A 12,814-nucleotide genomic window follows, 5' to 3' on the forward strand; every position below is an offset into this window, starting at 1 on the left:
GAGCGGCCAGCCATTGTTTGCCGCAACCGACCATTCTCATTGTCCCTTCAAGAACGTGTTGAAGATTCGGGTCGACTCGGTCGAGATTTTCGACATCAGCGTCGCCTCAATGGCAAACGAGAATGCGTGCTCCAGCATTTGCAGGGCCTGACGGCCCGCGTCTGGCTTGTCCACTCCCAGGGCCGCTCCGCCAATGTTGGAAGATGCTGGACCGGATGCTGCCGGCTCCGGCATGAGATTGAGCTCGGGCGCGGCATTGCGCTGGACCCGCTCGTACGAGCTCTCCATCCACTCCATCACCTTGCCGCCGAGTTGGTCGACGGCGTGCTCAGGCTCCATAGGCAGTTTAGTGACCGATCTATGCAGAGCGTCCTGAAACGACTGCTGGGCGGCCGCTCCGGGCTCAACGGCTCCGAAACTGACACCAACTGTTCCGGAAGCTGCGACGCCACCCAACGGCGCAACCGTCGTCATATCGCCGCTCCATGCCGTCTCAGGACTCCTCGTGCTTTCGCCATTGCTCACTCCAAACAAATAATGACTCACAAGGACAGCCGGGCCATGGCTTGCACAACAGATCAGACAGAGCTTTGCACAGCACCCGGCGGGGCAGAGCATAATATTTTCCTAATATATTCTCCGACGCACCCGCGACCGCTGTGATTGAATGAGACGAGCTGATAGCAACAAGTACATGTGAGTCTGCTCGTGGGTACGCGCGATCAACTACACGATTGCCACGATTGTTCCGCGACAAGGTCGCACGAAGGCCACGTTTTTCCATGCGACCATTTGGCATCTCGGGTTCTGGTCCCATTGCGCAGCGTGGCTGCGATCGCGACCGTCTGCCTGACGCTCTCGGCGACTGCAATCCACACCACGTCCGCAGACGCGGGTGAACCTGCTTGGCCGACCGAGTCCTACAGGTACACCATCGTCGACCAAGACCTTGGCAACGTTCTTCAGGAATTCGGACGGAATACCGGCCTGCGGTTAGAGGTGAGCCCGGACGTACGGGGACGTGTGCGCGGGCCTCTGCCTGAACTCAAGGCCAGAGAATTCATCGAGCATCTATCCCGGAACTACGGACTCGACTGGTATTTCGACGGCTTTCGGATCTATGTCACCAGCAACAAGGAAGCTTCGAGCAGGCTCGTTCAACTCGGTGCCGTGCCGCTCCAGCGTCTCGAAGCCGCACTTCGCGATCTCGCGCTCTCCGACGCGCGATTCTCACTCAGATCCATCAAGCAGGCCGACATGGCCCTGGTCTCGGGTCCCCCGCAATACATCCAAGCGGTGGAGCGTACGCTCGCAGCACTGCAGCCTCGAGCTGACCAGCCATCGTCAGTCACCGTCTATCGCGGGGAGCACGTCCAAGTGGTCAAGCTCAACGCCCCAGGCGACGTGCCATGACGCAAATCAACGGGTTCGCAAGTCCTGCCAGATCGACCGGACGGATCAAAGGAGTGTCAGAATGGCCGTAGAAGCATCGAGCATGACGACCGCGACGGCAAGCGCCCCGAGCAGCAGCGAGGCAGTCTCGGCTGAGGATCAAGCAAAGTTCGAGGAGGCGTTTCTCAGCGCAATGCCGCAGGCGGCCGCGTTCATGCTCATGACTGTTGCTCAGGACGGTATTCAGGAGATGGCATCCGTCGGCGACGAGAATAGTGCAACCCCGGATCCGTGACGGAGCATGCCGACCGACGCCTCGTTAGACCCTTTGCTCAGAACAAGACAGATAAGACATCGGATCGCAAACAAGGAGAGAGTTGCATGTCTAGGGTCAGCTCCCACGCATCATCCTCACGTGAAGCTCACACCGGTCACATGATGGGTCCGCACGGACACGCGTCGTCCTGGCCCGGCTTTGCAGGATTTCAGCCCACGTCCGGCGGGTCGTCAGCTCATCCGGCTCATCGCTGTGATGCGGGGGATTGGTGGCCGTCGTCGATGCCGCCCGCCTCGCAGCAGCAAGATCCGCGGACGTCTTCCATAGCATCGGACGTTCTTGGATTGGTCGCGGACGCAAAGACACCTGCAGACAAGGCGGCTCTGATCTCGGCGGCCATCAGCATCCTGAGGGGCGGACCGGGCCAGTGCGACGCGCGGAACAACGGCCGCGTTGCCAAGATCCTTGGTGACCTGACCCATCAGATCACGAATTCCACTGGGCCCAGCGATCCCGCCAAAGGTCAGCTGCTCGACGGGATCGCGAAGATCCTGAAGCAACTCGTGTCCGGCCCATCCCATCAACCCGGCGCGAACAGCTCGATACTCAAGACGCTGAATCAGCTCGTCAGCCAAGTCTCAGAGGCAAAGGGCCTTGACCAGGCGACGAAGAACAACATCCTCGACAAGCTTTCCTCGATCATTCTGCAACTCGCAGATTCAAGCTCGGGATCGCCATGCGACCGCTCCGCGGAACACCTCTCGGCCGACAACCATATCACCGACAGAGCTGAGTAAAGCAACGAGGCCTCATTCTCGCAACGCGACGAGGGCGATGAGACCAGGACGTTGAAGGAAGCCGCGAGAGGCGCACCTCGCAAGGTGCGCCTCGGGACGGGATCGAAGCCGCCGCTTCAGCCGAGAGGTGATCAGCGTAGACAACGCTAACGATCACTTCCCGGCTGGAGGGCATTCCCCGACAGCCCAATCCTCAACGCAACACAAGCATAGAGAGATAAAGCGATGTCCCACTCAACAGGCTCCGTTTCTTCGACGACGTCATCGAACTCGAGCATCGATAGCGCGATCGCGAAGATGAAGAGTGCCTTCGACGAAGCGATCAAGACGAATGCCGAGATCACGACCAAGAAGACGCACTGGGGATCGATCGAGACGGTCGCGCAGCAGCGCCCGAACGTCGGCTGATCCAGCGATCGCCCTCGGACAGCTACCAACCGCTTACGGCACGGGGCGTTCGTACCGAGCGCTCCGCTGCCAACATGGCTGCTAGGTCCTGATGGAGAGGCAGAGAATGCCGGCATCACCGTCCCCATTCGAACTCACGATCCGATCGGGCCTTCATGCCGGCGTCCGGCAAGAACTCGACGCCGGGACCTATCTGGTGGGTCACTCGATGGACGCCGATGTCGTTCTCATGGATGACTGTCTGGCTCCTTTGCACGCGCGGTTCGCGCTAGAGGCGGACTGTTGCGAAATCGAAGGCACCGCGGATAATGTTCTGCTGAACGGCACCCTGCTCGGTGCCGGAGAAGCACGGATCAGTCGTTATCCGGCCGATGTCGTTCTGAATGGAATTCAGCTCCGCTGCACCCGCAAGCGCAGAACGACCCGCTATACCTTCTTGAGGTATGGACTCGGCACCGCCGCGATCCTGGTCTGTCTAGCCCTGCTTCTGCAGGGATTTCCCGCTGGTGCGGACAAGGTGCCCGGCGATGGCGGCTATGCCACAGCTGAGCGGCTGAGATCCCCGCGCTGCGACTCCGATTGTTCGACGAAATATCCGAGCAGGCACGCGCCCAATTCGCCCGCCCCCACCCTTACCCCCGCATTACTGCCCGGCCAAGACAGAACGGGACGGGCCGGCGCGGAGCCCGGCGCGCCGGTGGCGGATTTGAACGGCGCGGCGGACGCGCTGCGCCAGCGATTGCTGACTGCAGGCCTCACGACCGTCGAGATTGTCAGCGACTCAAACGCCATCACGGCGAGAGGAAACATTGAACCCGCGGCGTTAGGCAAGTGGCGCGACATTGAGCGATGGTTCGACGGCACGTTCGGCATTGCCATCGTGTTGACGAGCCAGGTTGAGGCGAAATCTGTAAAGCGTAGCGCCCCTTTGACCGTTCAGGCGATTTGGGCCGGAAATGGGCCGTATGTCATTGATGGACGCGGTCAGAAACTGTTCGCAGGCGCCGTTATCAGCGAAGGGTGGATCGTCGATCGAATCGAACAAGACCGGGTCGTATTGCGTCGCGGCGCAGACCTGCTCGCCGTGAGCTTGTAAGACCATGCCGCTCTGCGTTTCGATCAATGTGACGAAGGTTTCGATCCCGCTTGGATGGAACCGCAGACTATGACGGCCATTGTCGAGAGCTTGACCCGCTGGTCGAACGACAAGCGCGAGCTTCTCGTCGTCATCCTGATCGTCACCACGATCATGGCGATGATCCTGCCGATTCCGACGGTGCTCGTCGACGTCATGGTGTCCGTCAACATCGGCGCGTCGATTCTGCTGCTGATGGTGGCGTTCTACTTGAACGCCGCGGTCGAGTTCTCCGCACTTCCGGCAATCATTCTCATATCCACCGTGTTCCGGCTCTCGATTTCCATCACCATTACGCGCCTAGTGCTCAGCCAGGCCGATGCCGGATCCATCGTTCAGACCTTTGGCGAGTTCGTCGTTTCCAGCAACGTCGTGGTTGGGCTCGTGGTATTCCTGATCATCACGATCGTCCAGTTCGTCGTCATCACCAAAGGATCTGAACGGGTCGCCGAAGTTGCCGCCCGATTCACGCTCGATGCGCTGCCAGGTAAGCAGATGAGCATCGATGCCGACCTTCGCAATGGCGACATCAATCAGGCCGAGGCCCGGCGCCGCCGACGCCGGCTGGAGCGCGAGAGCCAGCTCTACGGAGCGATGGACGGCGCCATGAAGTTCGTCAAAGGTGATGCGATCGCCGGTCTCATCATCATCGCCGTCAACCTCGTTGGCGGCATCGTTGTCGGCACCGTGCAGCATAGGCTGCGTATCAGCGAAGCGATCCAGCTCTACTCGTTGTTGACGATCGGCGACGGCCTGGTCTCCCAAGTCCCGGCGCTGTTCGTGTCGATGGCGGCGGGAACGGTCGTGACCCGGGTTGCGACAGAAGCGCCGAGCAATCTTGGTTCCGAGATCATGGAGCAGATCACGTCGCAGCCGCAATCCCTGCAACTGGCCGGTCTCATGATGCTCGGGCTGGCGTTCGTACCGGGTTTTCCGGCGCCGATTTTCCTCTTTATGGCCACCGTGTTCGGCGGCTCCGGCGTTGCGATGCTCTTGGCTCGGCGGCGCGCACAACGAACCTCCGGCACGGCGCAACGGTCCGACCCGTCAGAGCCCGCGAGAAGTTCGCGGATCGCTATCCCGGCGGCCAAGTCTGCACCGATCATGATCCTCGCGGAAGCCGCCTTGTGCGATGAACTGCGGGGAGCCGGTATTCATGATCGGATCAGGCGGACACGACAGGACGTGGCAGACTGGCTCGGATGCGCCTGTCCAGGGGCGGCAGTCGACGAAAGCAGCGACCTGGCGCCCGGTCATTTCAGGATCGAGCTGCATGGCGTGCCTCTTCTGCTCTCGTCCGGTGAACTGGATCAGCCGGCAGCCCGAACGGCGGGGGGACCGGCCATCTCCGCAGTCGATGCCGAGCTGCGGCGCGTTCTTGTCCGCTATGCGCCAGAGTTCCTCGGCATACAGGAGACCAAGCGCCTGCTCAACCAGTTAGAGGCTGACTACGCCGACTTGGTGCGCGAGGCCTTGCGTGTGGTCCCTACACAGCGCATCACCGATGTCCTTCGCCGGCTGCTCGACGAGCGGGTCTCCATCCGCAATCTGCGGCTGATTCTTGAGACGCTGGCCGAGTGGGGAATGCGGGAGCAGAGCAGCGTCATGCTGGTCGAGCACGTGCGGCTGGCGCTGCGCCGGCAGATCTGCTTCGAAAGCTCAGGCTTTGATCGGACCTTGCGCTGCTTCGTGCTTGATCGACGGACAGAGGAAGCGATCCGAACGGCCGTGCACGCCCTCGATGAAAACGCTCAGACGTCTCTCGATCCTGCCGTCAGCACGCGCCTGCTTGATGCGTTGACCCGGCAGCTTGCCGACGTCGATCATCTTGCCGCATCGCCGAGTATTGTACTGGCCTCCGCCGACCTGCGCCGGGTGGTCTGGACGCTGCTTGCGCCGTCCGGTCTCAATGTGGTCGTGCTCTCCTATCAGGAAATCTCAAAGGACTTTCGGGTCGAGCCGATCGCCGTCCTCGGATTGGATGAATCACGCGAGCAGGCTGAACCTTCCCCGATCCCGGCGATGCAATGAACCAGTCAACCCGCGACGACACCTGCGAGGTTTCGAGACCTGAACTATAAGACAGTGCAATATCCGTAGGAAGTACATGCGTAGCTCTGAAGGCCGGGAAACCGCGTTCAACAACCATCTGAAACCAAGTGCCGGTGTTTGCAGGCGAATGGCGCTGGCTGGCAGCATCGCCGGTCTGCTCTGCGCCTGTTCGTCGCTGAGCCCAGACATTGGCGGACCGGTGCCGACGCCCACGACCGCACGCGCCTCGGTCGAGGGTCGCAATCTCCCGGCCTCCACGGCAGCCGCAGCAGCTCCCGCCAACCAAGTCGCCGGGATGGAAGACAAGGACGATCGAATCAGAAAAGCGCGAAGCGAGCTCGCCAGACATCAAGCCGAGCCCGCCCTGGCAATCTTCACCAGCGTGCTCACCTCGGACCCCGAGAACATTCCGGCGCTCAACGGCCTCGGAGTGGCTCTCGACATGCTCGGCCGCCATGACGAAGCTCAGACAGCCTATCGTCAGGTGCTCGCAATCGCTCCCGCCGACATGATCGCAAGCAACAATCTGGGCCTGTCGCTTACCTTGACGGGCCGGTACGCCGACGCGATGACGGTTCTGCGGCCGATCGCGCTCGGTGAGAGCGCCTCGCCTCGTGCACGCCAGAACCTCGTGATCGCTATGGCGCTGAGCGGAGATCGCGATGGCGCCGCCAAGCTTGCGCGGGTCGACCTTCGGGAAGAGGACGTGAGGCTCAATCTCGAGATGCTCTCGGCGATGCGGCGCTGACGATGGGACCGTTTCGAATTTCGCCATCCGCGTGGCTGACCTCGATCGTGGTGATCCTTACGATGCTGGTTCATTGCGCGCCGGCATCATCCAACGCGCGGCAACAGGTGCGGATCTACGCGTCTCAGGGCGAGATGCTGACCTTGCCCCGTCCGGCTTCCAAGGTCTTCGTCGCCGAGCCGGCTGTTGCGGACGTCCAGGTCGCGGCCGCCAACCGCGTCTTCGTTTTCGGCAAAAAGCCCGGCCGTACGACGCTCTTCGCGCTCGACGATTCCGGCGCGACCGTCGCGACGTTCCGGATCGCGATTGCCTATGACGAGAGTGATCTACGGCAGCTGCTGCGAGCTCAATTCGCAGACCTCGACGTCAGGCTGTCGCGGACGCCGCGCGGCGCGGTGCTGAGCGGGCTGGTGCCCAACGCCGACATCGCCGAGAAGGTCCGCTCCACCTGCGCGCAGTTCCTCGGCGAGGACGAGGTGCTGCTCAATCAGTTGAAGATCGGCGGTAGCACGCAGGTGAACCTGCGGGTCCGTATTGCCGAAGTCTCGCGCAACGCGGTGAAGCAACTCGGCGTCAACTGGGAGGCCGCAGGCTCGGCCGGTGGCTTCAGCTTTGGGCTCTCGTCGGCGGCCTCAGGCAGGATCAATACGCCAGCGAACGGCAGCTACAGCGTGACTGCCATCGTGGATGCGCTCGCTCAGGAGGGACTGGTTTCAATCCTGGCAGAACCGACGCTCACCGCTGTTTCGGGTCAGAAGGCGAACTTCCTGGCAGGCGGCGAATTTCCGATCCCCGTCGCCCAAGGGCTGGACCGCATCTCGATCGACTTTCGTCGCTACGGCGTGGGACTGGAGTTCACACCGACGGTGCTCTCCGATCGTCTGGTCAACCTGCAGGTCAAGCCCGAGGTCAGCGAGCTCTCGAACGAAGGCGCCCTGATCATGAACGGCGCCCGCGTCCCGAGCCTGATTACCCGGCGGGCGGAGACCACAGTCGAGCTCGGCAGCGGGGAGAGCTTCGTAATCGCCGGACTACTGCAGAACAAGTTCAACACCGGCCTGGACATGTTGCCGGGGCTGGGCGACCTGCCGGTACTGGGGGCTCTGTTCAGGTCGACACAGTTCCGGAAGAACGAATCCGAACTGATCATCATCGTCACGCCGACGATCGTTCGGCCGATCAGCGAGTCGGCGCGCATACCTGTCCCGACCGACTTCGTCGGGCCACCTTCCGAGCTGGAGCGCATCATATTCGGCCGTCTTGGAACGACCCGCCCCGGGGCAGGCCCGATCGAGGTGCCGGTGCCGGGCCGGAGATTGCGTGGCGATGCCGGCTTCCTGATCGAATGACGGTCCTCCAAGGAGCGATAAACATGGCACCGATCAGAAGCGGCCTCGCCATCGCCCTCGCGGTGCTGGCTGCAGGCTGCGCTGTGGACCGGACGGCACCGCCACCGCAGCTCGCAGGTGAGACCGTTCATTACGTCTACGATGTACCTGCAGGACGCTGTTCTACGGCGAGTTCCGGCGTCGAACACTTCGTGGCCGCGACGGCGAATGGCCGCCCTGAAAGCGTCCGTGCCTGGATCGAAGGACCGCCGGGGCCATGCACGGCGGCGATCGAGCATTCCATCATCCGAGCCGGCGTGGATCGCTCCCACGTCAGGCATGACGTTGCCTCGGCAATGCACCACGCGACGCGTGTTCACATCGATCGCCTGCTCATCAGCTCCGTTCGCTGCCATCTGTCGGATAGCTTCAATCGCGGCATCTTCGCCGACAATGCTGCCGATCCGGCCCTCGGCTGCAGCACGGCTGCGGCCCTTGGCGGCATGGTTGCGGATCCGGAGGATCTTCAAGCCGGAAAAGGACGCAGCCGCGCGGAAGGGGAACCGGCCACCCGCGCGGTCGCGAATTTGCGCGGGGAGCAACCAACCCGTGCCGAACCAACCGGCGAGGACCACCCGCAGACCACGGCTCATCCCGCGCAATGATTGTTCAAGCCGGAGAGCTCAGCCGTCGCCATTCCAACCTGGAGAGACCTCAGCGTCGCACGTTGCTCAAGGATAAAGCGGAGGCGATGGTGCCGTTGATCCGCAGATTTCTTGATCGCAAAGCCCTCGGAGAGCTCAAATATTTTCCTGCGAAAGAGGTCGGGGGCGAAGTATCCAGAGGAGGTACGCCTCCGACTTCCACGTGAAGACGCGGTCGGGTTCGAGACAGCGGATCTCGACGTCGCAGCGTCACGGCGCGCTGGCTCAGCTACCAAGTTTTACATGTTGGATTACGCGGCTAAGTCGCTATCTCCCTCGGTCTCTTCGAGTTCACCGCACGAAGAAGCCCTCTGTAGGAAGCGGACGAGAGCGGCTTTCGAGAACTTCGGTCCAAAGCACGCGCCGTTTGGTTAAAATCCGTTCCGTCAAGGAGGCCTTGAATGTAGCCAGAGATTGTGTCTGCCGCCATGGTGAGCGCCGTATCAAGCATATGGATGTACTTGCTGGTCACCGAACCTTTGGCATGCCCCACGAGCGCAGCGATGGTTACCTCGGTAAAGCCGAGGTCGTTGGCGATACTCGCGAAGCTATGACGTAGAACGTGCGGGGTGATGTCCCATAGCGGGGAGTGTTCAAAGATGGGCTTCCATCGATTTGGGAAGCTGCCGAACGCATTGTCATCGCCTTGCCCCGGGAGCACGTATGTGCAGGAAGTATCTTTTCACTGGCGCGAGCATTCTGATCGTCGCGTGCCACCATCGCAGCAGCCCTAGGGCGGCATGAAGATGTGCCGCGTCGAACCATCTCGATCTTCACGGCCTGGAGCAGCGGCGATGGCGCAACGTTGCGCTCAGAACCATAGCGCAGACTCCAGTACGCGCGGCGAGAGGTTGATCGGCGCGCCGCAGTCCTGCAAGAAAGCGACACGATGACGAATTCGCCCTTGATCCTGCCGGACGCTGCCGAGGGACGCTGGCTCCTGGTCGTGGTCGGTCGTCTCGATGGAACGTCGCTGCCCCCCAAAGGACTCTTTTGCGAGCCTGTCCGCGGCTACATCGACGACATCGGCTTTTGCAGCGGCCTGGATCGGGCTTTGACGCAGCGACCGCCGCGCTACGACATCGTCCCTTACGATCACATGTGTTCGGACCGCTCCTTCTTTTTTCGGCCGGACGAGAGCGGCAGCTCACTGGGCAGCGTCGAGGTGAAGGAGGCACTGGTCTACGATCAGTACATGCGAGGCGACATCGACTTCACGGGCTTCAGGGTGACCATCTCGCTACGAGAGCAGGCCTACCAAGCCTATCTGAGTCATGTCGGCTTGATGCGGCAACCTGAGCTGCGCGATCGCGAGTCCTGGGATGGCCGCCTTCTCTTCCGCATCCCCTCGCGTCCTTTCGCGTTTCCCATGCCGCGCGGAAACTCCGATCCGTGGACGTTCGGAAAACGGGTGGTCGACCCATTGCAGGTGATCGCTCGCTTCGCCTTCGACGAGATCGAAATCCAACTGCTGCGTGACGACCGAGGCCGCCGCGTGACCATGGGCGAGGCTGCGTGCGACGGAGATCCCGGCTGGCAGGCGCCCTTGCGTCTGCGGGCCTGACGCGCAGCGCGCCTCAGCCGCGCACCACGCCGGCCCGCGCCTTCAGGAACTCGCGCGCGACGATCAGCTTCTGCACTTCGGTCGCGCCTTCGTAGATGCGCAGCGCGCGGATCTCGCGGTAGAGGCTCTCCACGATCTCGCCCTTGCGGACGCCGCGGCCGCCGAACATCTGCAAGGCGCGGTCGATGACGCGCTGGGCGGTCTCGGTGGCGGCGAGCTTGGCCATCGCCGCCTCGCGCGTGGTCGGCAGCTTCTGCACGTCGCGGCGCCAGGCCGCGCGGTAGGTCAGCAGCGCCGCGGCATCGGTCTCGGTCGCCATGTCGCCGAATGCGGCCTGCGTCATCTGCAGGTCGGCCAGCGCGCCGCCGAAGATCTGCCGGCTCGAGGCATGCGCCTGCGCCTCGTCGAGGGCGCGGCGGCCGAAGCCGAGGGCCGCAGCCGCCACCGAGGCACGGAAGATGTCGAGCGTCTGCATCGCCAGCTTGAAGCCGCCGCCGGGCGCGCCGAGCCGGCGGCTGGCCGGGATGCGGCAATTCTGCAGGCGGAGCGTCGCCAGGGGATGCGGTGCGATCACCTCGATGCGCTCGGCTACGGAGAAGCCGGGGTCGTCCGGGAAAACGACGAAGGCGGAGATGCCGCGTGCGCCGGGCGCCTCGCCGGTGCGGGCGAACAGCGTGTAGACGTCGGCGATGCCGCCATTGGAGATCCAGGTTTTCTCGCCATCGAGCACGTAAGTATCGCCGTCCAGCCGCGCCGCGCAGGCCATCGCGGCGACGTCGGAGCCCGCCTCCTTCTCGGACAGCGCGAAGGCCGCGAGCCACTCGCCGGAGCGCACCTTGGGCAGCACGCTGGCACGCAGCTCCGGCGAGCCGCCGAGCGCGATCGCGCCGGAGCCGAGGCCCTGCATGGCGAAGGCGAAATCGGCGAGGCCGTCGGCATAAGCGAGGGTTTCGCGCGACAGGCAGATTGCGCGCGAGTCGATCGCGGTAGCGTCCGCGTCCGGCGCGACGACCGCGCTGTCGAGCAGCCCGGCTAGGCCGAGCGCACGCACGATCTTGCGGCAGGCGGCATCGACGTCACTGTGATCGACATCGTCGAGGCTGCCCGAGCCGACGAAGTGATCGAGCGCCTCGCACAGCCGATGATGCCGCGGCTCGAAGAACGGCCAGTCGAGCCAGTCGCGGGGGATCACCTTGGCCGATGCACTCATGATGGACCTGTCCGCCAGATTATTTTAAGTATAAAATAATTGGCGATCGATCGGCTTGTCAAGGTTCCGGCAGCGTCATCCGCGACCCGCCGCGTCCGGTGCGCTTCACTCCGCCGCCTTGCCGAGCTTGCCGAACACGCGCGTCGGCGCCGGGAAGCCGCAGGACGTGCCGTCGGTGATCTTGACCTGATCCTCCCACGGCAATCGATAGGTGCCGGCGACCATGTCGTGCATGAAGGTGTAAGGGCAGTCCATCGCGCCGCCTTTCACCGCGACATAGCCGCGGTGCCAGAGCTGGTAGATGTTGTTCTCGACGCCCCAATTGATGCGGGCCTCGCGCACGAGATCGGGGCGCACCTCGGCGGTGATGATCTCGTCGGGCCGCCCCGTCGTGCCGTGCGCGAGAATGCTGCCGTCGAAATTGACGATCATGCCCTCGCCCATGGAATCGAACGAGCCATCGGAGCCGCACATGCAGACATTGGCGGTGACCATCAGGTTCTGGAACGCGTTGGCCTGGTTGGTGAAGCGCCAGCTGTCGCGGATCGGCGCGGTGTAGCCGGCGGTGCGGATCATGATCTCGGCGCCCTTGTAGGCGCATTCCCGCGCCATCTCCGGGAACATGCCGTCATGGCAGATGATGAGTGCGATCTTGGCGCCACGCGGTCCCTCGATCACGGGGATGCCGAGATCGCCGGGCTCCCATGGCTCGACCGGAATCCACGGATGGAGCTTGCGGTAATACAGCTTGATGTCGCCGTGGTCGTCGATGATCAGACCCGAATTGTAGGGGTTGCCGTCGGGGTTGTGCTCCATGATGGAGAAGCAGCCCCAGATCCTGTTGTCGATGCAGGCCTGCCTGAAGGCTGCGACCTCAGGCCCATCGCGCCGGCACATGATCTCCGGATTGGTGTCCATCGACAGGCCGTGCAGCGAGTACTCGGGGAAGACGACGAGATCCATGGTGCCGAGATTGCGCCGGGCCTTGCCGACCATCCAGACGATCTTCTCGGTCTGCCGCGCGAGGTCCTCTTTTGTCGCGACCACGGGAAGCTGAAGCTGCACCAGCCCGATGACCACGCCGTTGTCGGATTTGTTGAGACCACCTAAGCCGTTCATGCCGGACCTCCCAGAATGTCGCCGCTGCGCGAGACGTTGCCCAAGACAACCACGATTTCACGAGAGCCGCGCGCCGATAT

12 protein-coding genes and 1 pseudogene are annotated in these 12,814 nt (G+C 62.8%); 9 read left to right on the plus strand and 4 right to left on the minus strand.

The window, feature by feature from the left end:
• Positions 1-36: 36 nt before the first annotated feature.
• Positions 37-474, minus strand: coding sequence for a hypothetical protein (locus tag QX126_RS24855; RefSeq protein ID WP_315735436.1), 438 nt, complete (start codon positions 472-474; stop codon positions 37-39).
• Between the two features lie 351 nt (positions 475-825).
• Between QX126_RS24855 and QX126_RS24860 the strand changes: the two genes are divergently transcribed.
• The 8 genes from QX126_RS24860 to QX126_RS24895 all read left to right on the plus strand — a co-directional run bounded on the left by QX126_RS24860 (position 826) and on the right by QX126_RS24895 (position 8,802).
• Positions 826-1,413, plus strand: a complete 588-nt coding sequence (locus QX126_RS24860) for a nodulation protein NolW (RefSeq protein WP_315735438.1) — start codon at positions 826-828, stop codon at positions 1,411-1,413.
• Positions 1,414-1,474: 61 nt separating this feature from the next.
• On the plus strand, positions 1,475-1,687 hold the full coding sequence (locus QX126_RS24865; RefSeq protein ID WP_315715064.1) for a hypothetical protein: 213 nt from the start codon (positions 1,475-1,477) through the stop codon (positions 1,685-1,687).
• A 326-nt stretch (positions 1,688-2,013) separates the two neighbouring features.
• On the plus strand, positions 2,014-2,466 hold the full coding sequence (locus QX126_RS24870; RefSeq protein WP_315735440.1) for a hypothetical protein: 453 nt from the start codon (positions 2,014-2,016) through the stop codon (positions 2,464-2,466).
• Positions 2,467-2,980: 514 nt separating this feature from the next.
• The gene (locus QX126_RS24875; protein WP_315784308.1) at positions 2,981-3,970 is read left to right on the plus strand and encodes an FHA domain-containing protein; all 990 of its coding nucleotides are present in this window, start codon (positions 2,981-2,983) and stop codon (positions 3,968-3,970) included.
• A gap of 69 nt (positions 3,971-4,039) precedes the next feature.
• Positions 4,040-6,040, plus strand: coding sequence for a flagellar biosynthesis protein FlhA (locus QX126_RS24880; RefSeq protein WP_315784310.1), 2,001 nt, complete (start codon positions 4,040-4,042; stop codon positions 6,038-6,040).
• Positions 6,041-6,116: 76 nt separating this feature from the next.
• Positions 6,117-6,809: a tetratricopeptide repeat protein gene (locus QX126_RS24885; RefSeq protein WP_315784312.1), complete on the plus strand. Its 693-nt coding sequence runs from the start codon at positions 6,117-6,119 to the stop codon at positions 6,807-6,809.
• Between the two features lie 2 nt (positions 6,810-6,811).
• Positions 6,812-8,158 (plus strand): type II and III secretion system protein family protein, encoded by a 1,347-nt coding sequence (locus tag QX126_RS24890; RefSeq protein ID WP_315784314.1) that lies wholly within the window; start codon positions 6,812-6,814, stop codon positions 8,156-8,158.
• Positions 8,159-8,181: 23 nt separating this feature from the next.
• The gene (locus tag QX126_RS24895; protein ID WP_315784316.1) at positions 8,182-8,802 is read left to right on the plus strand and encodes a CpaD family pilus assembly lipoprotein; all 621 of its coding nucleotides are present in this window, start codon (positions 8,182-8,184) and stop codon (positions 8,800-8,802) included.
• Positions 8,803-9,092: 290 nt separating this feature from the next.
• On the opposite strand, the pseudogene QX126_RS24900 reads toward QX126_RS24895, so the two are convergent.
• A pseudogene (locus tag QX126_RS24900) lies at positions 9,093-9,514 on the minus strand (tyrosine-type recombinase/integrase); the annotation flags it as partial.
• A gap of 216 nt (positions 9,515-9,730) precedes the next feature.
• Between QX126_RS24900 and QX126_RS24905 the strand changes: the two are divergent.
• Complete coding sequence (locus tag QX126_RS24905; RefSeq protein ID WP_315784319.1) at positions 9,731-10,405, plus strand: hypothetical protein; 675 nt, start codon at positions 9,731-9,733, stop codon at positions 10,403-10,405.
• 13 nt (positions 10,406-10,418) lie between these two features.
• On the opposite strand, the gene QX126_RS24910 is transcribed toward QX126_RS24905, so the two are convergent.
• The gene (locus QX126_RS24910) at positions 10,419-11,615 is read right to left on the minus strand and encodes an acyl-CoA dehydrogenase family protein (RefSeq protein ID WP_315784321.1); all 1,197 of its coding nucleotides are present in this window, start codon (positions 11,613-11,615) and stop codon (positions 10,419-10,421) included.
• A 105-nt stretch (positions 11,616-11,720) separates the two neighbouring features.
• The gene (locus QX126_RS24915; protein ID WP_315735457.1) at positions 11,721-12,734 is read right to left on the minus strand and encodes a formamidase; all 1,014 of its coding nucleotides are present in this window, start codon (positions 12,732-12,734) and stop codon (positions 11,721-11,723) included.
• Between the last annotated feature and the right edge of the window lie 80 nt (positions 12,735-12,814).

Origin of the sequence: Bradyrhizobium sp. SZCCHNPS1003 (assembly GCF_032381555.1) — a bacterium.
In the GTDB taxonomy this organism is placed as follows: Bacteria; Pseudomonadota; Alphaproteobacteria; order Rhizobiales; family Xanthobacteraceae; genus Bradyrhizobium.